The sequence below is a fragment of the Stenotrophomonas sp. STEN063 genome, from assembly GCF_056854515.1.
In genome coordinates, this window is sequence record NZ_JBXFWF010000051.1 from 14,610 (window position 1) to 37,132 (window position 22,523).

24 protein-coding genes are annotated in these 22,523 nt (G+C 63.4%); 14 read left to right on the top strand and 10 right to left on the bottom strand.

Annotated elements, in window-relative coordinates; all coding sequences use genetic code 11:
- The first annotated feature begins 11 nt into the window (after positions 1 to 11).
- A complete protein-coding gene (locus AC1VWL_RS13735; protein WP_482987059.1) occupies positions 12 to 605 on the top strand; it encodes a hypothetical protein in 594 nt (197 codons plus the stop codon).
- A 96-nt stretch (positions 606 to 701) separates the two neighbouring features.
- On the top strand, positions 702 to 1,475 hold the full coding sequence (locus AC1VWL_RS13740) for an SDR family oxidoreductase (protein WP_482987060.1): 774 nt from the start codon (positions 702 to 704) through the stop codon (positions 1,473 to 1,475).
- On the opposite strand, the gene AC1VWL_RS13745 is transcribed toward AC1VWL_RS13740, so the two are convergent.
- Positions 1,460 to 1,612, bottom strand: coding sequence for a hypothetical protein (locus tag AC1VWL_RS13745; protein ID WP_481534242.1), 153 nt, complete (start codon positions 1,610 to 1,612; stop codon positions 1,460 to 1,462). The genes AC1VWL_RS13740 and AC1VWL_RS13745 overlap by 16 nt on opposite strands.
- On the opposite strand from AC1VWL_RS13745, the gene AC1VWL_RS13750 reads away from it, so the two are divergent.
- From AC1VWL_RS13750 to AC1VWL_RS13760, 3 genes are read left to right on the top strand one after another with little or no spacing between them, the layout of a single operon-like run.
- The gene (locus tag AC1VWL_RS13750; protein WP_482987061.1) at positions 1,611 to 3,053 is read left to right on the top strand and encodes an aldehyde dehydrogenase family protein; all 1,443 of its coding nucleotides are present in this window, start codon (positions 1,611 to 1,613) and stop codon (positions 3,051 to 3,053) included. The two genes, AC1VWL_RS13745 and AC1VWL_RS13750, sit on opposite strands and share 2 nt — an antisense overlap.
- Positions 3,054 to 3,055: 2 nt before the next feature.
- Positions 3,056 to 3,325 (top strand): hypothetical protein, encoded by a 270-nt coding sequence (locus AC1VWL_RS13755; RefSeq protein ID WP_282268735.1) that lies wholly within the window; start codon positions 3,056 to 3,058, stop codon positions 3,323 to 3,325.
- On the top strand, positions 3,322 to 4,530 hold the full coding sequence (locus AC1VWL_RS13760) for a low temperature requirement protein A (RefSeq protein ID WP_482987062.1): 1,209 nt from the start codon (positions 3,322 to 3,324) through the stop codon (positions 4,528 to 4,530). Before AC1VWL_RS13755 ends, AC1VWL_RS13760 begins: the two co-directional genes overlap by 4 nt.
- Before the next feature lie 127 nt (positions 4,531 to 4,657).
- Here AC1VWL_RS13760 and AC1VWL_RS13765 read toward each other — a convergent pair whose 3' ends face one another.
- The 3 genes from AC1VWL_RS13765 to AC1VWL_RS13775 form a co-directional block, all read right to left on the bottom strand.
- Positions 4,658 to 5,107, bottom strand: coding sequence for a hypothetical protein (locus AC1VWL_RS13765; protein ID WP_482987063.1), 450 nt, complete (start codon positions 5,105 to 5,107; stop codon positions 4,658 to 4,660).
- Between the two features lie 191 nt (positions 5,108 to 5,298).
- Positions 5,299 to 5,841 (bottom strand): hypothetical protein, encoded by a 543-nt coding sequence (locus AC1VWL_RS13770; RefSeq protein WP_482987064.1) that lies wholly within the window; start codon positions 5,839 to 5,841, stop codon positions 5,299 to 5,301.
- A 119-nt stretch (positions 5,842 to 5,960) separates the two neighbouring features.
- The gene (locus AC1VWL_RS13775; RefSeq protein ID WP_482987065.1) at positions 5,961 to 6,410 is read right to left on the bottom strand and encodes a hypothetical protein; all 450 of its coding nucleotides are present in this window, start codon (positions 6,408 to 6,410) and stop codon (positions 5,961 to 5,963) included.
- A 430-nt stretch (positions 6,411 to 6,840) separates the two neighbouring features.
- On the opposite strand from AC1VWL_RS13775, the gene AC1VWL_RS13780 reads away from it, so the two are divergent.
- The gene (locus AC1VWL_RS13780; protein WP_481534248.1) at positions 6,841 to 7,545 is read left to right on the top strand and encodes an aspartate/glutamate racemase family protein; all 705 of its coding nucleotides are present in this window, start codon (positions 6,841 to 6,843) and stop codon (positions 7,543 to 7,545) included.
- 11 nt (positions 7,546 to 7,556) lie between these two features.
- The gene (locus AC1VWL_RS13785; protein WP_482987066.1) at positions 7,557 to 8,369 is read left to right on the top strand and encodes a hypothetical protein; all 813 of its coding nucleotides are present in this window, start codon (positions 7,557 to 7,559) and stop codon (positions 8,367 to 8,369) included.
- A gap of 81 nt (positions 8,370 to 8,450) precedes the next feature.
- Here AC1VWL_RS13785 and AC1VWL_RS13790 read toward each other — a convergent pair whose 3' ends face one another.
- From AC1VWL_RS13790 to AC1VWL_RS13815, 6 genes are all read right to left on the bottom strand, one after another.
- A complete protein-coding gene (locus AC1VWL_RS13790; protein ID WP_296248381.1) occupies positions 8,451 to 8,624 on the bottom strand; it encodes a hypothetical protein in 174 nt (57 codons plus the stop codon).
- Positions 8,621 to 9,769 carry a PepSY-associated TM helix domain-containing protein gene (locus AC1VWL_RS13795; protein ID WP_296248383.1) on the bottom strand — a complete coding sequence of 383 codons (1,149 nt, stop codon included), beginning with the start codon at positions 9,767 to 9,769 and terminating at the stop codon, positions 8,621 to 8,623. The genes AC1VWL_RS13790 and AC1VWL_RS13795 overlap by 4 nt, the downstream gene beginning before the upstream one ends.
- A gap of 76 nt (positions 9,770 to 9,845) precedes the next feature.
- Complete coding sequence (locus AC1VWL_RS13800; protein ID WP_482987067.1) at positions 9,846 to 12,368, bottom strand: TonB-dependent siderophore receptor; 2,523 nt, start codon at positions 12,366 to 12,368, stop codon at positions 9,846 to 9,848.
- Positions 12,369 to 12,503: 135 nt separating this feature from the next.
- A complete protein-coding gene (locus AC1VWL_RS13805) occupies positions 12,504 to 13,472 on the bottom strand; it encodes a FecR domain-containing protein (protein WP_482987068.1) in 969 nt (322 codons plus the stop codon).
- 3 nt (positions 13,473 to 13,475) lie between these two features.
- On the bottom strand, positions 13,476 to 13,997 hold the full coding sequence (locus AC1VWL_RS13810; RefSeq protein WP_482987069.1) for a sigma-70 family RNA polymerase sigma factor: 522 nt from the start codon (positions 13,995 to 13,997) through the stop codon (positions 13,476 to 13,478).
- A gap of 227 nt (positions 13,998 to 14,224) precedes the next feature.
- Complete coding sequence (locus tag AC1VWL_RS13815) at positions 14,225 to 14,809, bottom strand: TetR/AcrR family transcriptional regulator (RefSeq protein ID WP_482987070.1); 585 nt, start codon at positions 14,807 to 14,809, stop codon at positions 14,225 to 14,227.
- Positions 14,810 to 14,942: 133 nt separating this feature from the next.
- Here AC1VWL_RS13815 and AC1VWL_RS13820 point away from each other — a divergent pair, with 133 nt between their 5' ends.
- The 7 genes from AC1VWL_RS13820 to AC1VWL_RS13850 all read left to right on the top strand — a co-directional run bounded on the left by AC1VWL_RS13820 (position 14,943) and on the right by AC1VWL_RS13850 (position 22,380).
- Positions 14,943 to 16,148: an MFS transporter gene (locus AC1VWL_RS13820; protein ID WP_482987071.1), complete on the top strand. Its 1,206-nt coding sequence runs from the start codon at positions 14,943 to 14,945 to the stop codon at positions 16,146 to 16,148.
- 32 nt (positions 16,149 to 16,180) lie between these two features.
- Positions 16,181 to 17,380 (top strand): MFS transporter, encoded by a 1,200-nt coding sequence (locus tag AC1VWL_RS13825; RefSeq protein ID WP_482987072.1) that lies wholly within the window; start codon positions 16,181 to 16,183, stop codon positions 17,378 to 17,380.
- A 130-nt stretch (positions 17,381 to 17,510) separates the two neighbouring features.
- Positions 17,511 to 18,527, top strand: coding sequence for an AraC family transcriptional regulator (locus AC1VWL_RS13830; RefSeq protein WP_482987073.1), 1,017 nt, complete (start codon positions 17,511 to 17,513; stop codon positions 18,525 to 18,527).
- Between the two features lie 90 nt (positions 18,528 to 18,617).
- Positions 18,618 to 19,517, top strand: a complete 900-nt coding sequence (locus tag AC1VWL_RS13835) for a type 1 glutamine amidotransferase domain-containing protein (protein WP_482987074.1) — start codon at positions 18,618 to 18,620, stop codon at positions 19,515 to 19,517.
- Between the two features lie 59 nt (positions 19,518 to 19,576).
- Complete coding sequence (locus AC1VWL_RS13840; RefSeq protein WP_482987075.1) at positions 19,577 to 20,026, top strand: nuclear transport factor 2 family protein; 450 nt, start codon at positions 19,577 to 19,579, stop codon at positions 20,024 to 20,026.
- Between the two features lie 315 nt (positions 20,027 to 20,341).
- On the top strand, positions 20,342 to 21,160 hold the full coding sequence (locus AC1VWL_RS13845) for an alpha/beta fold hydrolase (protein WP_482987076.1): 819 nt from the start codon (positions 20,342 to 20,344) through the stop codon (positions 21,158 to 21,160).
- Positions 21,161 to 21,294: 134 nt separating this feature from the next.
- Positions 21,295 to 22,380 (top strand): serine hydrolase domain-containing protein, encoded by a 1,086-nt coding sequence (locus AC1VWL_RS13850; protein ID WP_482987077.1) that lies wholly within the window; start codon positions 21,295 to 21,297, stop codon positions 22,378 to 22,380.
- The last annotated feature ends 143 nt before the right edge of the window (positions 22,381 to 22,523 follow it).

Sequence of the window (22,523 nt, forward strand, 5' to 3'; positions counted from 1 at the left end):
GGTGATAAATGATGAGCATCCTGACCACGGCCAAGCAACGCCAGGATTCCGGCGATCCGTGTCAGGTGCGCCGGCAGAACTGGACGCTCCATCATCCGGAAACAGGCAGCCGAACCTGCGATCTCCCATCACAGCCTGCCGACTTCCGCGCCCAGGCACCCCAACCTGCAGGAACGAACTCCCGGTCGGCCATGCCCAAGAATCCGCGTCTGGACAGCGAAGCGAATCTCCTCATCGACAGGATCAGCCGACACCTTGCCGAAGCCAGGCAGCTGGACCCTGCAACGTCCGCATTGCTTGAGGATGTGGCCACTCATCTGCAACAGGCCCTGCTCGCCGATCCTGCGCAACGGCCATGCCCGCCATTGCGCGTGAGAACCATGCGTGAGCTGCAGCCGGTGCTGACCGCACTCAGGGAACGATGCATCAGGGAAGCAGCTACCGCTGCATTGGGAGCGGCTGCCGGCCCCTGGCTGAGTGCCGCCGAGACCCAAGCCGGCACCAGCCGTCTGGATGTCTCCAAGGAAAGCCGTGCGCAACTTCTACGGATGCGTGCGGCATTGAGCAACGCCAAAGGTATTCATCGACGGTGCAACAACCGTTGACGAGTCCACGCGCATCTCCCGTCTTTCAGGGAAAGCCCGCGCGTGAAATCCCCCGACCAAGGTCGAAGCCAGTTCCCAGATCAGAGGACCATCCACATGACTGACCATTCCCTGAAAAACAAAGTCGCGGTTATCGCAGGCGGCGGCAAGAACCTCGGTGCCCTGGTCGCCCACCAGTTTGTCGATGCAGGGGCCCGCGGGATCGCCATCCACTACAACAGCGACTCCTCGAGAACGGATGCGGAGAGAACGGCCAGCGAACTGAAAGCCAAGGGGGCGGACGCCATCCTGTTCCAGGGTGACCTGGCGGTCGTCGCCAACAATGTGCAGCTGTTCGACCAGGCCAAGGCGCATTTTGGCCAGGTCGACATCGCGGTCAACACCGCTGGCGTGGTGATCAAGAAACCTATCGCCGAGATCACCGAGGCAGACTACGACAAGAGCTTTGACGCCAACGCCAAAGCCGCGTTCTTCTTCATCCAGCAGGCAGGCCGGGTACTGGCTGATGGCGGCAACATCGTCACCATCGTCAGTTCGCTGCTGGCCGCCTACACGCCGTTCTATGCGATCTATCCCGGCAGCAAGGCAGCGGTTGAACATTACACGCGCGCGGCCTCCAAAGAGTTCGGCGACAGAGGAATCTCGGTCAATGCCATTGGGCCAGGGCCGATGGATACCCCCTTCTTCTACGGCCAGGAGAAGCCCGATGCAGTGGCCTATCACAAGTCCGCGGCTGCACTGAGCAAGTACAGCAAGACCGGGCTTACCGATATCGAGGACATCGCCCCCATCGTCAGGTTCCTGGTGACGGACGGTTGGTGGATCACCGGGCAGACGATCTTCGCCAACGGCGGCTACACGACGCGGTAAGCCTTCAGCGAAGAAGGCGGTTGCGGAGACGGAAGCACGGGACGCTGCAGCACCGCTTCTGCTCCGCGACCGACGTAATGCCGGATGGCTGGCCGGAACGGGCCCAGTACGGACACGATCACCAGTGACACGCTCATGGCCAATAGATTCCAATCAATCCTGGATACACAGCAACAGCATTTCCTTACCGACGCGACCAAGCCGCGCGGCTGGCGCATCGACCAGCTTGAGCGCATGGAGCGCATGCTGCGCGACCACCAGGATGCTTTCTGCGCCGCGCTCTACGAGGACTTTCGCAAGCCCTCGTTCGAGCAGCTGTTCGAGATCACCGTTCCGCTTGGCAACATCAACTACTATCGGGAAAACCTCTCGGAACTGATGGCGCCACGCAGGGTCGCGATCCCTGAGGGGTTGGAAGCGACCGGAAACAGCGGCCTGATCCTGAAGGAGCCCTACGGGCCAACCCTGGTAATCGGCCCATTCAACGCCCCCATCCTGCTGCTGCTCGATCCGGCCATTGCCGCCTTGGCCGCCGGCAACCCCGTCGTGTTGAAGCCCGCCAACACCACGCCAGCCACCGCCGCGCTGTTCCAGCGACTGATACCGGACTACTTTGAAGCAGAAAACGTCGCCATCGTCACCGGCGGGCGCGAGGAAATCGCGGCCCTGCTCGAACTTCCCTTCGACTTCATCTTCTTCACTGGCAGCTCGACCGTCGGCAAGGTCGTGATGCGCGCGGCGGCCGAGAACCTGACGCCGGTGATCCTGGAACTGGGCGGACAGAACCCGACCATCGTCGACGAGACCGCCAATCTCGACATTGCCGCCGACCGGATCGCCTGGGGACACAACGCGATATCCGGCCAATGGTGCATCGCGCCGGGGTATGTCCAGGTGCACGAAAGCGTGGCCGATGCGTTCATCGAGAAGCTGAAGGCAGCCACCGTCAGGATGTACGGCGACGATCCGCGACAAAGCCCCGATTTCGCCCGCATGATCAGCGAGCACGAAGCGCAGCGGGTGGCGTCCTACATCCTGCCCGACAAGGTGGTACACGGCGGGCGGTTCGACATTCCGGAGCGCTATGTGGAGCCGACAATCCTGTACCCGTCGAGCTGGGACGACCCGGCACTGCAGCAGGAAGTCTTCGGCCCGGTCCTGCCGGTCCTGCCCTACACCGACCTGAAACAGGTCATCGCCACCATCAAGCGCAAACCCAAGCCACTGGCCGCCTATATCTTCAGCAAGAACCAGGCTCACATCGACCATGTACTTGGCAGCCTCGCGTTCGGGGGCGGTTGTGTGAACCAGACCAACCTGCACTGCTGGATCGACAGCCTGCCTTTCGGCGGGGTCGGCTACAGCGGCATGGGCAAGTACTACGGCAAGGCCGGGTTCGATGCATTGAGCAACACCAAGGCCATGCTGATCGGGAATCCCGACCTCGAACTGGATGTGTTTCCACCGTACGGCGGCAAGGACGTCGCAGGAAGTCTGAGCGTATTCTCATCAGCGCAGACGCACCGCCAGTCGGAGCCAAGCCCGGCCACGCCTGAACCCGGTTACAGGGAGAAGTGAGCATGCATGTCGTTCTGGTAATCGTTGGTGGCCTGGTTCTTCTTGGCCTGTTCCTCCTGTTTGGCTGGCTGTGGGCCGCCACCACCGCCGGCATGGCATTGGCAGCCAAGGCATTCATTCCGGTCTGGCTGGTGGTTGCAGCGATCAACATGTGGGTGGGCGTTGCCCATGCCGGGTACAGCTTCCGCGAGGAGTTGCCCATCCTGGTGCTGGTCTTCGCCGTACCCGCGATCATCGCCTGCGTCGTGGCATGGCGGCTTTCACTGTCATGAAGCCTGCGACGACCGACGTGCCTGGCGCACAATTCCCCAGCCATCCGCTGCTGCGTCGTCGCGACGGGCACCACGCGCGCGTGACCTACGAAGAGCTGTTCTTCGACCTGGTCTATGTGTTCGCGGTGACGCAACTCAGCCATGAGCTGCTGCACAACCTCACCGTTGCCGGCGTGGTCGAAACGCTGATCCTGTGGTTCGCGGTGTGGCTGGGCTGGCAGTACACCTGCTGGGTCACCAACTGGTTCGACCCGGAGACGCCGCGCATCCGCGGCTTGATGTTCGTGACCATGCTGCTTGGGCTGGTGATGGCTGCGAGCATTCCCATGGCGTTCGCCGACAGAGGCCTGGTATTCGCCGCTGCCTATGTGGCAATGCAGGTGGGTCGAACCGCCTTCATTGCACTGCAGTTGCCGGCCGGCCATCCGCTGGCGCCCAATTACCGGCGCATGCTGGGCTGGCTGCTGATCTCGGCAGTGTTCTGGTTGTCCGGGGCAATGGTGCAGCACGAGGCACGCGCACTGCTATGGCTGCTCGCCGTGCTATGCGAATACGTATCGCCGATGTTCGGCTTTGCCCTGCCTGGCATGGGCCGCTCGCACACGCGGGATTGGACCATCGAAGGTGGCCACCTGGCCGAGCGCTGCCAGTTGTTCGTGATCGTGGCGCTCGGCGAAACCCTGCTTGCCAGCGGCGCCACGCTTGCCGGTGCCGCCGAATGGGATGCCCCGGTCGTGCTCGCATTGCTGGCCACCTTCCTCGGCACCTTGGCCATGTGGTGGCTGTACTTCGGCACATCGAGCAAGGATGCGACCAACGCGATTTCGCACTCGGAGGACCCCGGCCGCATCGGCGCATACTTCCACTACGTCCACGCCGTTCTCATCGCAGGTGTCATCGCCTCGGCGGTCGGCAACGATCTGGTGCTGGCACATCCGCATGCCCATCCGGCCACCGCACAGATCGCAATCCTGCTGGCCGGTCCCGCGATCTATCTGCTCGGCAGTGCCGCCTACAAGCGAATCGTCTATGGCGCCATACCGATGTCCCACCTGGTTGGCGCACTGCTGTTGCTGGCGCTGGTCCCGGTTGGCCTGGTTGCAGACATGCTGCTGATGGGCTGGCTGACCACGGCGGTCGTGCTGATCGTCAGTTTCTGGGAAGCACGCCTGCTTCTTGGACGCCGCAACGGCGATGCGGCATGAAAGATCCGGCCAGTAGCTGATGTGGAACACCTGAACCAAACCGATCAGTGATCATGGGTTCGACTGGAAGCACTTGTCGGGCCCTGCTCGGCCGCTTGGCCAGGGTATCGCCAACAGCTGGCAAGCCTCAAAGCAGGCACCAAGCCAACAGGTACGCCGGCCCGGCCAGTTCATATCGTGCTGTTCCGTCGATGTAGCTGAGCTGTGCAATGGCCCGTCTAGCCAACGCGGGAACTTCTGATCGATTTGACGCCAGCAGTGCCTCAATCTCGTCCCATCTCCTGCTACGACCGCCATGCCCTGGATGTGAGTCCACACCAACCTCAGCTGCCTCGTAGAGCACATTCCATTCCACAAAAATGCGCCACTGCTCAACCTCGAGCGCTACCAGCTTCTCGTCTATTGGCCACACCAGGAACGTCTCGAGGTACCTGCCCTCTGCCTCGTCGAAAATGGACTTGAAACGATGGGGAATACCGTCGACGTCCGCTACGCCTGCCCGCGGCCCGTCGTACCACTCGTTCTCCACATGGACTCTTTCCGGTGGTCCGTACTTCAGCACGACTGGTACCTCCATCTGTGTGACCCTAGCCGATGCCCGGATTCAGGCCAGCTATACACCTTGTACGATGCACACTGCAGGGTGGCTTGCGTCCTTGCAAAGGCGCGATCCCGATAAGGTCGGGCATGCAAACAACGGCAGCCGTTCGTAGTGTCCGGGCTGGCCCGGGTTCCACGCAGCATCAGCCGCAAATGAAACACCAGTGATCAGCGCACGACAAAAGACGCATTCAGCGGTATTTCAACGCCACGAAGCCGATCCTTCACCGTCACCGAAACGGCCCACTCGCCACGCTGGTCCGTGGGTTCGGCCACGTACTTCAACGCTGCGGTCGACAGGTAGACGTTCCTGGGGTCACCCTGCAGCTTCACTGCGAAGCACGGCAGATCGCGTTCCCTGGTCGAATAAGACCCATCCGGGCGAAGAATGACGAAATCGCATGCAACGTCGGTCATTCCGGACGCGGAGTCGACTTTCGGATTTGCCAGGAACGTGAGGATGAAGAGCTCGCCATCGGCGCCAACCTCATCCGCTTCGGAAAAGCGTGGAATGGTCTCGGGTGGTGTGTCCCACTTCTGCCGCCAGTCCTGGTCCGGGGTAATCACCAAGGTGGCGCTGAAGCCCTCACGGGACTTTGCCGAGGCCGTCTCGGGAACCGGCTTTCCCTTCATGTCCACCCATCCACTCTGCGCGACAGATGGCAAGGGCAAGAGAAGCAGGCCGACAAGCCACAGGCTGCGGATTTTCATGATCGGTCAACTCCTGAGCTGGCCCTGGCGCCGCAGCGAATGCAGCAGCCTTGGCCATGCGGGTCATGTGGGTATGTCCGTGCTGCCCAATGCGGAAGTCTCAATGTGCCCCAGCCACCTCAGGGTACCGAGCGCATCGCCGAGGAAAGCACATGCCAACCTGAGGCATCGTGGCGCAACACGGCATCGTACTGCGATGAGCATGCCTTGCCACACCAGTATCCAAAGGCTACGTCGTAGTCGCCATCGGGGCGCTTTGCAGGCGTATCCAAGCTCAACCGCATCGCAGTCCCGACGCGTGTGTCGTCCGATGGAGGCTGCCAGGTTGAGCCAGGCAAGAGCAGGAAACCGGTATGTTCGAGCGCCAGGATCGATTCCGGCGACAGATCGATCATGCCCTTCCCTGCATGATCGAGGATGGACACATACAGCGGCATGCGGCTGGTTGCCAGGTGTGCGTCGACATCCGCCTGCTGGCGCAGGACCGCCTTCATTACCCCTTGCAGATCAGGGAGCGCCAGCGGTGCCACCTCGGCACTGCCTTGCGTGCTTGCCTGCGTCGCATTCAACGGCGGCTCCGCCGCCTGTGCGCCGCCATTCCACGTTGCAGATGACGCAAGAACCGCCAACGATCCCGCAATGATCGACTTCCGTATCATGTTCGTCCCAGCCTGGTACAGGCGAGGATTATTCTGCGCATGGGAGAAGCTTGTCCACCCTCATCCCGCCCGCAGCGCTGGCTACGCTGGATGCGATGCCAAGCCCCGCACTCTCGAAACGGCGTGCAACGCAAACTAGGCAACGCAATCGGCGGCGCCGAGACCAGTAGCTGATGCAGTGTGCGTCCCGCAATGATTCAAGGCACTCCCTGTCGGCCCCCAGCCCTGCCAGCCGGCAGCCTCGGCATGCATTCGCTGTGAAGACGCTACTATCCAGATGACCGCGGCGCGCGAATGCACCTGCATGCCCCCTTTTGAACTTGAATGGAAACGTGACCCAATGGAACTGCGCACGATCGGCTTGCTGGGCGGGATGAGTTTTGAAGGATCGTCGGTCTATTACCGCTTGATCAACGAAGCGGTCCGCACCCGCTTGGGATCACTGCACTCAGCGCAGATCCTGCTGTATTCGGTCGATTTCCAGAAGATCGTAGACCTGCAGAAGGCAGGCCGCTGGGAGGAGGCCGGCGACCATCTGGCAGCCATCGCCCGACGCCTGGAGTCGGCCGGCGCCGACTGCATCATGATCGGCGCGGTGACCATGCATCTGGTCGCCCCGGCCGTTCAACAGGCCATCGGCATTCCCTTCCTGCATATCGTCGATGAGACTGCACGCAGGCTGCTCGATGCCGGCTGCCGCAAGCCGCTGCTGCTCGCCACCCGCTATACGATGGAACATGGCTTCTACCAGGCTCGCATGCAGACCCATGGGATATCCGTCATGGTTCCTGACGATGCGGGCCGCACGCTGACGCACAACATCATTTTCGACGAACTCTGCGCTGGCAAGGTGCTCGATGCATCGCGGGCAGCCCTGATCTCCCTGGTGGAAGCGGCCAAGGCCTCGGGAGCCGACTCGGTGATTTTCGGCTGCACCGAGATCTGCATGATCCTCGAGACCGACAAGCTGCCGCTTCCAGGCTTTGATTCAACCGCGATCCATGTTGATGCGGCGGTCGACTTCGCGCTGGGGACGCCAGCATGAGGGTCACCGCCTTGCTGCTGTGCCTGCTTGTGCCGGCCGCGCAGGCCTGCGAGAACAGCCACCTTCCGCTATCCGGTACGGTAACGGTGCCCACCTGTTCACCGCAGCAGGACCCGGAGCACTGCATTTACGCCGGGAAGGCGCTGTATCAGTACATGGGCGCGATACCCGACAACGATGATGTCCTCACCATCGGCCTGCATGCCAGTCCGTGGCGGGTGTATGACGGTGATATGCGGATCCTCACCATTGAGGAACTTGCAACCTCAAGCCGGGCGTCACTCAATGGGAAAGTGGAGCGTGTCGAACTCATCGGTTCGTGGACAGCCGTTTCGCCCGCGCCTGGTACGCCTTCCCTGGCGCAGCGCCTGTCCACTGCGCTTGGCGGCGTTCCCGTCAGTGGTGAGGATGGGTTCCTCTGGCTAAGCAGCGACGGCTCGCGCCGCACTACCCGCCAGGCGTTCACGCTGCGCGAGGGTGGCGGCTCCTACTACCTGCCGAAGGACGAAGCGTTGCTGGTGTCCCTGGCTGCTGGCTGGTTTGCACAGGCGCAGGACGTCCTCCCCGAAAACGATGCGAACCTGCAGATGCTGGCCGCCGCGGGCAAGGACATCTTCCTGCTCTGCCCAGACGAAGCACTGGCAGGCTTTGAACATGCAGCAGGCATCGGTAGCGCGATTGCCGCCTACAATGCAGCGGTCATGCGCATGGAGCGTGGCCACGCAGGCGATCGGACTGCTGCACTTGCGCTGCTGGAACAGGCTGCCGCGCAGGGAGATGAGAAGTCCAAGGCATTGCTGAGCTTGGAGACGGCATCAAGATAGCTCGTGCATGGCAGGTGTCGGTGCGACACATCCGCACTTCGCTTTGATCGGCAACCGGTGCGATGCCGGTCTGGTGCTGCTTCAACGGACGGTTCTTCTTCGCCACAAGGCAAACACGCCGACCAGCAAGGGCAGGATCGACAGCAGGAAGAAGAAGAGGTCCCAGCCTCCTTCAACCACCAGCATGCCGATCAGGCCAACCATGCTCAGGATCGCCAGCACCGTGGTCACGATGATCGTGCGCTTGCCGGTCATGGCGCCACCTCCTTCAAATCGCCGCGTGCCTTTACCTTCCGCTTGCGCCTACGGTCCCACCACAGCCATGCACCGTTGAGGGTGATGAACAAGGTCAACCAGGTGCAGGCGGTCCACAGTATCTTCAGCGGCATGCCACCGTAGTCACCGAAATGCAGTGGCTCGGACAAGGTGATGGCCTTGAGGTACCACGGCAGTTCGGCGGTCCCCGCTACCTCGCCATTGGCAGCATCCACCAGCACTACCCGCACCAGCCGCTCGTCCAGGCCGCTGCCGGCCACCAATACGGTGTAATGGCGCGGCGTGGAAAAGTCCGTGGCCGGCCACAGTATCGAGCTGACCTGCCAGCCTGTTGGTGCTGCGGTCAACGCCGATGCAAGCGCCTGGTCGGCATCGATGGGCGGATGGCGGGGATCGACGGGCGCGCCCGTATGCATGCTCTGCACACGTGCAAGCTGCTGTTGCGACCACAGCCCGGTCGCCAGGGTACCGAAGCCAAGCAGGAAGCCGGTCAGGCTGACGGCGAATGCCCAGCCCAGCACGATCGCACCGATGGTGTTGTGCAGGTCCAGTTGACGCAGCCTCGGCCCCTTGCCCCGCCGCAGCAGGCCGAACGCCACCTTCTTGGCATGCGGCCAATACACCACCAACCCGGACAGCAACGACACCAGCACCAGCAACGCGAAGAAGGCGCCGAGCAGTTCGCCGAACGGTCCGAGGAACCACTGTGCATGCAGCTCCAGCAGGAAGCCGGTCAAGGTTGTTCCATCCCCTGCGCTGGCATCCATGCGTTCAGCGGTTGCCAGATCGGTGAACTGCAGCTTCGCCCGCTCGAAACCGCTGTCACCGTGCGGGACCGTGTTGAGCAGCAGCAAACCCGGATGGTGATCCGCATCAAGGCCTAGGTAGATGACCTTCTCGTCCGGGCTGGCAGCCAGAACCGCATCCACCGATTCGGCCAAGGGCCGCTGCGAAGCGGACAATCCCGGCGCGGCAGGCATCACCCCCATCGCCGCGTCGATCTCCTCGTGGAAGATCAGCACCGTACCGGTCAGGCACAGCACGAGGAAGGGAAGCGTTGCCAGCAGGCTGCACCAACGGTGCAGCCACAGGTTCAGACGGTAGGTGCGGGAAGTGCCAGTCACGTATGTAGGGCTCGTTGCTGCAGGAGGTCACTGCACACGCCGCCATCCGGCACCTCTGCCGGATGGCGGCGCACGGTCAGAACGTATAGCGGACGTTGATGGTGGCGTTGCGCGGCGCCTGCCAGAACAACTGCATGCCGTCATCGGTCGGTGCGAAGTAGGACTTGTTCAATGCATTGCCGATGTTGAGCTGTGCCGACCACTGCGGGGTGAACTGATAGCGCGCCATCAAGTCCACCACGGCATAGGAAGACTGTTCCAATGCCGGAATGCCCAGCGCCTGCGCTGCCGGTTGCCAGGCGAACGTGCGGCTCTGCCAGCGCACGCCACCGCCCACGGTCAGCCCCTGCAATGCGCCCTGCAACTGGTAGCTGGTGAACAGGTTGAACTGCTTGCGCGGGATCACCGTGTTCACGTCGCTGCCATTGGCCTGTTCGGCCTTGAAGCGGCTGTAGCCGGCGCTGAGCTGCCAGCCCTCCAGGATCTCGCCCACCACTTCGGCTTCAAAGCCCTTGCTGACCGTGCCATCGATGCCGGTGTAGCTGGAACGCATCGGACCGCCCGGGTTGGACGGATCTTCCGGCACCTGCCCGGCATACGTGGCGACGTTTTCCTGCTGCATGCGGTATAGCGCCAGCGTGGCGCTGAGGCGACCGTCCAGGAAAGCACTCTTCAAACCGACTTCGTAGGTATTGCCTTCGATCGGCGACAGCAGGCGATTGCCGGCATCACGGTAGTTCTGCGGCTGGAAGACGCTGGTGTAGCTCGCATACGCGGAAATCTGGCGATTGATGTCGTACACCAGGCCGGCGTAGGGCACCACTTCGTTGTCCAGCGAATAGCTGTTGGCCGGCGTCTTCAGGTCGACCACTTCGTAGTCGACCATGCGCGCGCCGAGGATCAGCTTCAGCGGATCGGCCAGCGAGAAGCGGCCCACCGCGTACACCGCGTTCTGGGTGACCTCGCGCTTGTTGTAGTTCTGGCGGGCGATGAAGCTCGGCAACGGCGCGCTGCCGTTGTAGTCGTAGACATTCGGCGTGGTGGCGATGGTGACGGTACCCGGCGCACCGTCGGCCACTACCCGCTCCTTCCAGTGGTCGTAGCCCACCAGCACTTCGTGATGACGACCGAACAGATCGAAGCCGCCATCGACGCGCGCACTGGCGGCATCCTTGTCGCTGTCCACCCAGTAGACACCGGCATAACCCGGCACCGGGAACTTGTAGACGAAGCCCGGCATCAGCTCCATCGCCATCACCGATTTGCCGTTGCTCGGGTCGATCGGGTACGGATAGAACAGCGCCAGCCGGGACTCGGACTCACGCTGGCCACGGCTGACCCGCACGCTGGCCTTCCAGTCGGCGTTGAAGCGGTGCTCGGCGTCGATGAACCAGTTGCGGTAGCTGCTGTCCCAGTACGACCAGTCCGGCGAGGTGTTGAGGCCGCGGTGCAGGCCACGGATGCGCTCGACCTTGTCGTCGGCGCCCAGCGCCCAGGCCGGGGCGCCGCCCCAGCTCGGGCTGTCGGTATGGTTGTCCTGCTGGCTGATGCCCGCCGCGATCAGGGTGTTGTCGCCGATATCCTGTTCGAGCGTGGCGTACACCACATGGTTGCGGTTGCGCAGGCGATCGATGTGGCTGTCGCCTTCGTCGTAGTCGGCGGCCACGCGCATGCGGGTGGAGCCACTGGGCGACAGCGCCCCGCCAAGGTCGACAGTCACGCCACGCTTGTCCCAGCGGCCGTATTCAATGGCGGCACTGCCGGTGAATTCGCGGCTGTCGGCCTTCTTGCGGATCAGGTTGATGACCGCCGAGGGGCTGCCAGTACCGACCATCAGGCCGTCCGAGCCACGCAGCACTTCGGCGCGGTCGTAGATGGCGGTATTGCTGAGGATTTCGCCGGCACTCCACTGCTCGTCGATGGTGGTGGGTACGCCATCGATCAGGTAGCTCTCGATCTTGGAACCACGCGAGAACATGCTGCCGCGGTTGCTTTCGTAGCGGCTGATCGACAGGCCGGTGGTGTGCTCGACGATATCGGCCAGGTTCTCGATCCTGCGGTCTTCCATCATCGCCGAAGTGATCACGCTGACAGACTGCGGGGTTTCGCGCAGGTCCAGGTTCAAGCCGGTGGCGGTGCTGTTGCGGGCCAGATAGGTGCCGTTGACCTGCAGTGCCGCCAGCGTCGATGTCTGCGGCGAAGCGGTGGCTGCCGGTGCGGCGGTGCTGCCAGCAGACGCGGCTGCACGCCGCTGCAGGGTGACGCGGTCGCCGTCGATACGCCAGTCCAGTTCGCTGCCTTCCAGCAGCGCATCCAAGGCCTGCGGCACGCTGTAGCTGCCATTCAAGCCAGGGCTGCGCTTGCCGGCAGTCAGCTCGCCGGCAGCAGACAGGAAGATGCCCGCCTCGCCCGCGAAGCGGTTCAGCGTGCTGGTCAGTGGTCCGGCCGGGATGGTGTACGACCTGGCCTGCTGCAGCTTGGTCGACGCCTGCTGCGCGCTTGCCTGCTGCGGAGCGAGGGTGGCGACGGCAAGGCCAAGGCAGACCGCCAGCGTCAGCTGTCGGCGGATCGGCGCCAGGGAGTGATGAAGGCGATGCATGGGTTTCTCTCGAACGTGGGGACAGGAAATAGCGATGCTTTCCCTGTTGATCGGACAAGGGCGAAAAAAGGGGAACCACTTTCTGAAAAAACGGCCCCGGCTCGGTCCGGCATCAGCACGCCGCCGCAGCCGGTATCAGTGCCGCGGTTCCAGCGTCGTCCACCACGGCAAACTGCGGCTTACGCGCACCGGCAGGCTGCGTTCGAGCATTGCCAGGGCGGCGTCCGGGTCACGCAGTGGGAATACGCCGGCCACCGGCAAAGTGGCAATCTCCGGTGCGACGCCCAGATGGCCGGGGCGGTAGCGCGACAGTTCGGCAACCAGTTCGGCAAGCGGCATCTGGTCGGCCATCAGGATGCCGCGTATCCATGCATCGGTGCCCGGGTCGGCCAGCTGTGTCGGGCCGAAACCGGCTGCATCGACGCGCAGCTGTTGCCCGGCCTTGACCACGCTGACCAAACCCGCCGCCCTCACTTCCACCGCGCCTTCAAACACGGCCAACTGCAGCGCCCGCTGTTGCAAGCGCACGTTGAAGCGCGTGCCCAGCGCACGCAGTCGGGCCGCGGCGGTTTCGACCACGAAGCCACGCTGTGTGTCGGCAGCGGTCTGCACATGGATCTCGCCTTCGTGCAGCCGCAAGCGACGCAGCTCTGGGCTGTAGTCCACGTCCAGCGCACTGCCGGGGGCAAGCCAGACATGGCTGCCATCGGCCAGGCCGGTGTCGCGGATTTCCCCGGTAGCGGTGCGGTAGTCGGCGGTGCGCGCCGACCATTCGTGGCGGATGCGCGGATACTGCCAGCCGATGACGCCCAGCGTGGCCAGCGATGCCAGCCCAGACAACACTCGACGGCGGCTGCTGCTCACCCGACGCGCCGCCTTCAAACCAGCATCGACTGCCCCACGCTGATGCTCGCCGCGCAGAGGCGCGAACTGACGGCTGACGGCTTCCACCTGCGCCCAGGCGCGGGCGTGGCGGGGTTCCTGCAACCATTGCCGCCACCGCGCCTGCTGGTCGGCGTCGTCTTCGGCGTCAAGCAGCGTGGCGTACCACAAGGCGGCCTGTTCCAGCGCGGCATGATCGGCAGCAGCGGAAGGCGATGGCATGCCTCAGCAACCGTTGCCGGCTTCAAGCAGCACGCAATGCAGCATCGCCCGCGCCATGTACTTCTTCACCATGCGCTCGGACACCTGCAGGCGTTCGGCTATCTCGCGGTAACGCAGGCCATGAAGTTGCGACAGCAGGAAGGCCGAAGCGACCTTTTCCGGCAACTTTTCCAGCATCGCGCTGACCCTGCACAGGGTTTCAATGACGATGGCGCGCTCCTCGGCGGATGGTTCCACTGCCTCGGGATTCGCCGCCAACGCGTCCAGCCACGCCTGCTCGACCTCGCGTCGCCGCCACAGGTCGATGCACATGCCGTTGGCCATGGTGCGCAGGTATTGGCGGGCCTGCGGCGCGCTGGCCAGCGGCACCGGCCGCGTCAGCAGGCGCACGAAAGCATCCTGCGCGAGATCGGCGGCATCGGCGCTGTTGCCCAGCCGACGCCGAAGCCAGCCGCTCAGCCAGCCGTGGTGATCGGCATACAGGGTTTCAATCTGTCGATGTGCGGTGAACTCGATTGCAGCCACGGACCCCTGCCCGGCACACGGAACGCCTCTGTGACGAGGCCTCCCCACAAATGAGAATAGTTCGCATTATGGTCAAGCAGCCTCGCCGGCGCAAATCACCGGGCCGGATCAGCCGGGAACATTGGCCGGCTCACCGAACCAGCTTCATCCAGCGTCACGTCGGCATTGCGGGCCAACGCCTGTGCAGGTCCCCCCGCCCGGCCCGTGTTGCCACTGCCGGCATTCCGCTAGCGCTGCGTCAATCCGCGCAGCATCAGTTCCAGTGCAACCGCGCATTTGCGCAGGCGGACATCGGCATCAGCCCCTTCCGCTATCCAGAACGCAGCCTCGGCCAGGCTGCCGTAGATCAGCGATGCCAAGGCCTGCGCATCCACCTCGGCAATCACGCCCTGGCGAACCAGATCCTCGATCAGCCGCTGCATCGAGTCCACGCAGTGCCGCTGTGAATCCAGCGATGCCCCGCCAAGCACAGAGCGCGCATCGCGCAGGACGATGCGCTGGATCTCCGGTTCAAGCGCCATGTCCAGATAGGCCCGGCAGCGCTGCTGGAAGCCCAGCCAGGGATCGCTTGCGGCGGTGCTGATGGCCTGCAGCCGCGCATCGGTTTCTGCATCGATCTGCTCGACCACCGCTGCCAGCAGGCCCTTCTTGTCCCCGAAGTGGTGATACAGCGCGCCTCGGGTTAGCCCAGCCTGTGCAGTCAGCTCATCCATCGATGCATCCGCATAGCCGCTTTCGGCGAAAACGCGGCGGGCAGTGACCAATAGCAAGGCGCGGGTTGCCTCCATTTCAACGCGTGTGCGGCGGACCACGGCAATCTCCTTTCATACGCTTCGTATGTTTATTTACATTCATGGCGTATGTATGTAGCCTTTTACATACACCTCGTATGTATTGTTGCGACCTGCCGACGCCTTGGCAAGCCGCCGCGCTCCGGAGACCCCAATGGCCAACGCTTATCGCGCCCTCTTCGCTGCACCCGGTACTTCCGGCTTCGCTCTGGCCGGCCTGTTGGCCCGGCTGCCATTGCCCATGACCGGCATCGGCATCATCACCTTGCTGGCGCAGCTGCGCGGCAGTTACGCACTGGCCGGCGCGGTATCGGCCACCTTTGTGCTGGTCTATGCGCTGGCCTCACCGCAGATCTCGCGTTGGGTGGACCGCTACGGCCAGGCAACGGTTTTGCCGTTGGCTTCGGCCGCCAGCGTTGTCGGCATGCTGCTGCTCCTCCTTGCCAGCTACTGGCAGGCGCCGGACTGGCTGCTGTTTCCCTGCGCCGCGCTGGCCGGGTGCATGCCCAGCATGTCAGCGATGGTCCGGGCCCGTTGGACGGTTCTCTACCGTGGGCAGCCACAACTGCAGACGGCCTACTCGCTGGAAACGGTGTTCGACGAAATGAGTTTCATCGCCGGGCCACCGCTGTCGGTTGGCCTTTGCGTTGGCCTGTTCCCGCAGGCCGGCGTGCTGCTGGCCGCGCTGCTGCTGGCCGTGGGCACCGCTGCACTTGCAATGCAGCGGGCGACACAACCGCAGCTGGTCGCGCATGCCGCAGGCCAGCCCAATCGGTCGGTGATGGCGATAGCGGAGGTTCGACTGCTGGCGCTGCTGATGGTCGCAATGGGCATGATCGTTGGAACCATCGACATCACCAGCGTGGCCTTCGCCGAACTGCTCGGCCAGCCCTTGGCCGCCAGCATCGTCTTGTCGGCCTATGCCCTGGGTTCCTGCGCGGCGGGATTGGCTTTTGGTGCGCTGAAATTCGATGCACCGTTGCATCGCCTGCTGCTATGGGGTGGCGCAGCGACGGCACTGACCACCCTGCCCTTGCTGCTGGTGGCCAGCCTGCCAGCGCTTGCGGCAAGCGTGCTGCTGGCCGGCATGTTTTTCGCGCCGACGATGATCGTGGTGATGTCGCTGGTCGAGCGCGCCGTGCCGGACCAGCAACTCACCGAGGGCATGACCTGGTTGTTGGCCGGATTGAATATCGGCGTAGCGCTCGGCGCCGCAGCAACCGGGCAACTCGTGGATCTGGCCGGTGCCCAGGCAGGCTTCGCCATCAGCGTAGGTGCTGGTGCGGCGGTACTGCTGCTGTCGATCTGGGTTAGCCGACGCCTAAGGCCATGCCAGCAGCAGTCCACCTGCGTTTGTTGATGTCGCCAACACCTCACCTTCCGGAACAGACCATGCAAACCCAATCCCCGACGGCAACCGCCGCGGCCCATCCTTGGTTGGCCGTTGTGGCCGTCGCCCTGGCAACCTTTTCGGTGGTGACCACCGAGATGCTGCCGGTCGGCCTGCTTACACCCATCGCCAATGACCTTGGTACGTCCACCGGCAATGCCGGATTGCTGATCTCCGTGCCGGCCCTGCTGGCAGCACTGTTCGCGCCGTTGGTAGTGATTGCCGCAGGCGGCATCAACCGCCGCTACATCCTCTGCGCGCTGCTGGCCCTGCTTGCCGCGGCCAACGCCGCCTCGGCGTTGGCACCGACCATGCCGTGGATGCTGGCTGCGCGATTGCTGGTAGGCCTGTGCATGGGCGGGATCTGGGCAATCGCCGGTGGCCTGGCAATGCGATTGGTCTGCGCACAACGTATTGGATTGGCCACCTCGATCATCTTCGGCGGCGTCGCCGCCGCCTCCGTGCTCGGGGTTCCGTTGAGCGCGTGGGTTGGGGAGATGTTCGGTTGGCGCAAGGCATTCGTCGCTATGGCGCTGCTGAGCACGGCGGTGCTGTTGCTTCAGCTTGCCGTGATTCCCTCGCTCCCCGTCTCGGCATCGGTGCAGCTGTGCCACTTCGCCCAGCAGCTGCGCAATCGACGGGTGCAGCGTGGGTTGGTACTGACGCTGTTGCTGGTCGCCGGCCACTTCGCGGCTTTTACCTTTGTCCGGCCACTGCTTGAATTGGTATCTGGTGTGAGCGCCACATGGATCGGTGCGCTGCTGCTTGCCTATGGCATCGCCGGCATCGGCGGCAATTTCCTGGTGGGCGTCCTCGCGCCTCGCAACGTGTCCGCCACGGTAATGGCCATTGCCGCAGGCCTGCTGGCCACGGCTGTCCTGTTCCTCCGCATCGGCGACACCCCGATCATGGGAGGTGCGCTGCTGTTGCTCTGGGGCCTGGCCTACGGCGGGGTATCGGTCGGGCTGATGACCTGGATGATGCAGGCAGCGCCACGCGCCGTTGAGGTAAACAGCGCGCTGTATGTGGGGGTCTTCAATACCGGCATCGCACTTGGCGCCTGGGGAGGCGGGCAAGTGCTGGACCAGCTTGGCCTCAGCGGAACGCTCTGGGCGACCTCGCTGCTCGCAGCCGTTGCGCTGCAGCTGTGCGCCATCAGCATTGATCGCCGCGGACATCCAGAAGCCGATGACGGCGATTGAATGAGCAACCGCGCAGGCTGCTGCTTGCGGCCTGCGACGCAAGACCGGCCCACGCTGCTGCTGGCGTTGCCTTGCCTCGCGCATGACCTCCGCAACTTGACGAAGGATTGGTTTTCTCAATACTTCGCCAATGCTGAGCCAACACTTCCTGTTCTTCTTTGCGATGCTCGGCGCCTTCATTGGCACCGTCCTCGCATCGTTCCTGTGGTGGCGGGCCAAGGGCGAGCCCAGCCAGCGCTGGCTGGCGCTGCTGACCCTGGTCGTAGGGATGCGTACCGGTAAATCGGTCGCCTATTACTTCTGGCCGGACATTCCCCGGGTGTTCCTGCAACTGGGTTTGACCGCCTGCTTCATGATCGGGCCGTGCCTGTTCTTTCTACTGCGTTCGAGCCTGGCCGGTACTCCCGGTCCACGGCTGGCAGACCGCAGGCACCTCACCGCATTGCTGGCCATTGCCATCGGGGTAAACGTCTTCCTGCCCTACACCGGCCATGCCGAGCTGTGGCTGCATACCATCACCCCGGCCATCCAATATGTCTGGCTGGGCTACCTGCTGTTGGCCAGTGGACTGCTGTACCGGCACCGCGCCCAGCTCAAGGGCACACCTTCCGGCGCGTTGCTGCTGGGAACGCTGCTCGGCGTGTGGCTGATCTGGGCCGCCTATTTCACCGCGGGCCACACCTCTTACATCGTCGGCGCGCTGTCCTTCACCTTCCTCCTGGCCGCGAGCGTGCTGGTCTACCTGCGCCTGCGTTCCGGCCAGGCGCCGATCGAGCCCTACCAGGACCGGCGGATTTCCGACGACGAAGCCGCACCCCAGCTGCAGGCGCTGGCCGACCTGATGGCACGCGAGCGCCTCTACCTCGATCCGGGGCTGACCCTGCCTCGCCTCGCTCGCCGGCTCGGCATTCCGCAGACCCGGTTGTCGCAGCTGTTGAACGACAACAAGCAGACGTCCTTCAAGCAATACCTGGCACAACTGCGTGTCATCGAAGCGAAATCACTGCTGCTGCAACTGCCGCCAAAACCACTTGAGCGGGTCGCCGAGGAGGCTGGCTTCCAATCGATGTCCACCTTCCACGCCGCCTTCAAAAAGCTGGAGGGCCTACCTCCGGGGGCGTTCCGCGCCGCTGCCGGAAACTCCTGAAATTGATTCCAGCACTCCGGAATCGCGTAGCAAGACATTGATTTAAAAGGAGAGATATAGGCTGCAGACTCACCCCAACGAGCCGGCGCCATGCCCTTACATCGACTCCTCAAACCGCTGCTGATCCTGCTGCTATACGCATGGCAGAGCGGCATTTCCGACGCCGCCGCGAGTGCCGGGCCCGCCCTGGGGCGGTCCTCGACTGACCCGTCGACGCAACAGGCCGGCAGCAATCACCTTGTCGCCAGCAGCGGCCTCGGCGACACCAACCGGGCCGGGCAACAACGCATCCTGTTCATCCTTGCCAGCAGCAAGGTGCACGGCAGCTCCAGCATCCCGGCCAGCATCAGCTTCGGCGAGGTGATCCATGCCTGGGATACGTTCCAGGCAGCCGGCTATGCAGTGGACTTCGTCACCCCCGACGGCGGCGACGTGCCCATCCTCGACCCCTACGTGGGCAAGGAAGTGGAATCGCGCCTGCAGGACGAGCGCGTCATGCGCGGCCTGCGCAACACCGCCACACCGGCGCAGATCGACCCCGGCCTGTACCGCGCCGTCTATTACGTCGGTGGCAGCAACGCAATGTACGGGGTTGCCGAGAACCCCGTCCTGCAGGACATCGCCATGCATGTCTACGAACGCAATGGCGGGGTGGTCTCGGCCGTGTGCCATGGCACGGCCGGAATCGTGAACCTCAAACTCACCGGCGGCCAAAGCCTGCTCGCCGGCAAGCGCATCACCGGCTACCCGGAAGAACACGAGGATCGCGACGCCGCCTACTTCAAGGAATTCCCCTTCCTGATCCGGCAGACCGTGCAAGCCCGTGGTGGACTGTTCCATGCCGTGGACGGCTACGCGCCTTACATCGAAGTCGACGGCCGCGTGATGACGGGCCAGAACTATGCCTCCGCCGCGCCGTTGGCTGCAGCCGTGGTCGATGCGCTGCGCAAGCTTCCCAACCCGCAAACCAGCCAGGCCAGGAGGGATTGAGCGGCCAGAACCCCGTCCAACTCCACGCACATCTGCAACCCACACTCCCCAGGAAACCCATGAACACATCAATCCGATCCACCGTTCTCGCCGCAGCACTGCTTCTGCTCCCCACCTCGCTGATGGCACAAAGCAACGAACATGCCGAAGTTGATCGCGCCATGCAGACCCTGCTGCGCGGCTTCGAAGCAGGCGACGCCAAGCTGCTCAGCGGCGTACTGCGGAAGGACGGCGTGGTTATCGGCTATTCGTCCAATCGCGGTGCCGTCGTGATGGAGACCACGGAAGAATGGGCCAAAGGGTTTCCCGGCAAGCCAGCGCCGGATGAGGCGCAACGTCATCGCCAATACCGGATCCTGGATGTGACCGACAGCGCGGCCGTGGTCAAGCTCACGCTCGACTATCCGACATGGGACGGCTCGGACTACCTGGCGTTGGCGAAGATCGACGGCAACTGGATGATCGTCAGCAAGTCATGGAGCGGGAAACGCAAGACGCCGGCAAGCTGAGCGCCGCGTTGCTGCTCGCCTGAGTTGCATGATGAAGCGCCCGGTGAAAACCGGGCGCTTCGTCCATGTGCTGCCGATGGATCCGGATACGTGAACCAGCACGCGGGACGCCCCTTCCTGCGTCGCCCAACCCCCCGCCCAGCGAGGCCGCCCCTGCCTGTGCGGACCGGCATGACTTCTGGCAGGGATGATAGGTGTTATACCTAACTATAGTATCAACACACCACTCGCCAGAGACGGCATGGACCGGTGCAGGCGCGCACCCCTGCTCCATGAGCGCGGCAGGGCCAACAACATCAGCATCCAGGGGAACCGATGAGCACAGGAAAAATGAAGGTATGGCTGCTGGCAACGTTGCTGGCTGCCGCCAGCTTGGCCCAGGCCAGCGAAGTGATGGTGGATCGCGGCGCCTACAAGCTGAGCGCCGAGCAGTCGGGAGCCGGGTCGGTCACGGTGGTCTTCGAGTCGGGCTTCGGCCAGGGCAAGGACACCTGGAAGGACGTGATCGCTGCGCTCGGCCCCGACTACCGCAGCATCAGCTATTCCCGCGCGGGGCTTGGCAAGTCGGGCAGCGATGGCAAGCCCAAGGACATCGACGCCCACCTCGTTGACCTCGGCGCCGTGATCAGTGACCTCGCCGGTGGACAGAAGGTCGTGCTGGTCGGCCATTCGTATGGTGGACTGCTGGCCACCGAGTTCGCACGCCGCCATCCGCAACAACTGCAGGCGCTGGTCCTCGTCGACCCGGCCACGCTGGGCCAGCGACATGCGTTCAAGCAGGCCGATGCAGCACGCGTACTGGCCGATGATGCCGCCCTGCTGGGCATGCTACCGCCGCCCATGGCCGCCGACTACCGGGCATTGATCACCCAACTGGATGCGTCTGGCGCACGCACGCCCAGCGCCATGCCGGACCTTCCGGTCGCGCTGCTCACCGCCACGCAGGTCGCCGCCGAACCCTTCGTTTTCGAGGAAACAGCTGCCGGCAAAGCGCTGTGGAAGGCGCAGCACGCCGCATTGTTCAGCACCTTCGACCGCGGCTTCCAGCGCTACTTCGTCACCGGCCACAACATCCACCGCGAGAACCCGGCAGCGGTTGCCGACGCGATCATGGACATTGCAGACGGGCGTTGAACTGCCGGCTCCGTGGGACTGCTACCAGCACAACGCGAAGCCGGGCAACACCTCACCATCACCGGCACGCAGCGGGCACTGATCGCAGTGCCGTGCCGCCACCGCCCTTGAATGATTGAACAGACGCGAGCGAAATGAAGAGACTGGCTGCCTTGTTGATGCTTGTTCCGGCTTTGGCGCTTCCGCTAGTGGCGCAGGCGCAACCGCGATCGTCACAAGCAGTGCATGCGGAAGTGCATGCAGAAAAGCTCGATGACTTCATCAACCATGTCGAGGACAACAACGGCGGTATTGGCAGCCTGTCCATCTTCAAGGGCAGCCGCGAGGTCTATGCCAGGCGCTTCGGGCAGCAGAATCTGCCTGGTGTTGCTCACGATGAGAACAGTAGATACCAGATCGCTTCCGTGACCAAGATGGTCACGGCGATCCTGGCGTTCAAGCTGATAGAAAACGGGCGTCTGAGTCTGGATGACAGGTTGTACGACTTCTATCCCGATATGCCGTCTGCGCAGAAGATCACCATCAGGAACCTGCTGGAGCATTCAAGCGGGCTGGGAAACTTTGCGATAAAAGATGGCTCGCTTTGGGTGCTTGACCCACTTGGCCAGAGCGAGATCCTGGAGGAGATCAAGAGGCAGGGTGCGACGTTCGAGCCAGGTGAACGTGTCGCGTACTCCAACTCCGCGTACTTCCTGCTGAGGATGATCCTTGAGAAAGTACATGGACGTGGGTATCACGAGATCGTTGCTCAGGAGATTGCAGAGCCGCTGGGCCTCGAAAACTTCGCGTCATTTGAGTCTCATCCCAGCAACGTCTTCAAGTCCTATGCGTTCAAGGACGAGTGGGGAGAGATCAAGGATGTCGACTACTCCAATGTGATCGGCGTTGGTGATATCGCAAGTACCACGCAGGATCTGAACACACTGATTACCAACCTGTTTCAGTACAGGATCCTGCGCAGGGACACCGTGGAGCAGATGCAGCCGGACGTGGGCAAGGGCTGGGGCATGGGCCTTGCGGAGTTCACGTACGGGGAGGAACGATTTCTTGGCCACGGCGGAGACGTGCTCGGCTCTCATTCACGGGTCATCTACAACCCGAAGGATGACGTGGCGATCGCGTACTCGACCAATGGCGAGCGCATCCCGACCAATGTTTTCCTGGAAGCCATCGTGGCTGCTGTCTATGGACGTGACGTCGCATTGCCGACCATAAAGTAGGTGTCGGTCGCTTGTGCAGCTGGTGGCGTACGTGTAAACCGGGGTGGGGCGGGTGGGTGGGGAGGACACCCCCCCAGGGCCCCCGGATGGGTGGGGGACGGGGGGGGGGGGGTTGGCGTGTCGGAGACCACGCCGGGTTGTGG

Bases quoted from the DNA above. Each gene is read 5' to 3' on its own strand.
- AC1VWL_RS13735 (WP_482987059.1), top strand. From the start codon at position 12: ATGAGCATCCTGACCACGGCCAAGCAACGCCAGGATTCCGGCGATCCG.
- AC1VWL_RS13740 (WP_482987060.1), top strand. From the start codon at position 702: ATGACTGACCATTCCCTGAAAAACAAAGTCGCGGTTATCGCAGGCGGC.
- AC1VWL_RS13750 (WP_482987061.1), top strand. From the start codon at position 1,611: ATGGCCAATAGATTCCAATCAATCCTGGATACACAGCAACAGCATTTC.
- AC1VWL_RS13745 (WP_481534242.1), bottom strand. From the start codon at position 1,612: ATGAGCGTGTCACTGGTGATCGTGTCCGTACTGGGCCCGTTCCGGCCA.
- AC1VWL_RS13755 (WP_282268735.1), top strand. From the start codon at position 3,056: ATGCATGTCGTTCTGGTAATCGTTGGTGGCCTGGTTCTTCTTGGCCTG.
- AC1VWL_RS13760 (WP_482987062.1), top strand. From the start codon at position 3,322: ATGAAGCCTGCGACGACCGACGTGCCTGGCGCACAATTCCCCAGCCAT.
- AC1VWL_RS13765 (WP_482987063.1), bottom strand. From the start codon at position 5,107: ATGGAGGTACCAGTCGTGCTGAAGTACGGACCACCGGAAAGAGTCCAT.
- AC1VWL_RS13770 (WP_482987064.1), bottom strand. From the start codon at position 5,841: ATGAAAATCCGCAGCCTGTGGCTTGTCGGCCTGCTTCTCTTGCCCTTG.
- AC1VWL_RS13780 (WP_481534248.1), top strand. From the start codon at position 6,841: ATGGAACTGCGCACGATCGGCTTGCTGGGCGGGATGAGTTTTGAAGGA.
- AC1VWL_RS13790 (WP_296248381.1), bottom strand. From the start codon at position 8,624: ATGACCGGCAAGCGCACGATCATCGTGACCACGGTGCTGGCGATCCTG.
- AC1VWL_RS13800 (WP_482987067.1), bottom strand. From the start codon at position 12,368: ATGCATCGCCTTCATCACTCCCTGGCGCCGATCCGCCGACAGCTGACG.
- AC1VWL_RS13805 (WP_482987068.1), bottom strand. From the start codon at position 13,472: ATGCCATCGCCTTCCGCTGCTGCCGATCATGCCGCGCTGGAACAGGCC.
- AC1VWL_RS13820 (WP_482987071.1), top strand. From the start codon at position 14,943: ATGGCCAACGCTTATCGCGCCCTCTTCGCTGCACCCGGTACTTCCGGC.
- AC1VWL_RS13825 (WP_482987072.1), top strand. From the start codon at position 16,181: ATGCAAACCCAATCCCCGACGGCAACCGCCGCGGCCCATCCTTGGTTG.
- AC1VWL_RS13830 (WP_482987073.1), top strand. From the start codon at position 17,511: ATGCTGAGCCAACACTTCCTGTTCTTCTTTGCGATGCTCGGCGCCTTC.
- AC1VWL_RS13835 (WP_482987074.1), top strand. From the start codon at position 18,618: ATGCCCTTACATCGACTCCTCAAACCGCTGCTGATCCTGCTGCTATAC.
- AC1VWL_RS13840 (WP_482987075.1), top strand. From the start codon at position 19,577: ATGAACACATCAATCCGATCCACCGTTCTCGCCGCAGCACTGCTTCTG.
- AC1VWL_RS13845 (WP_482987076.1), top strand. From the start codon at position 20,342: ATGAGCACAGGAAAAATGAAGGTATGGCTGCTGGCAACGTTGCTGGCT.
- AC1VWL_RS13850 (WP_482987077.1), top strand. From the start codon at position 21,295: ATGAAGAGACTGGCTGCCTTGTTGATGCTTGTTCCGGCTTTGGCGCTT.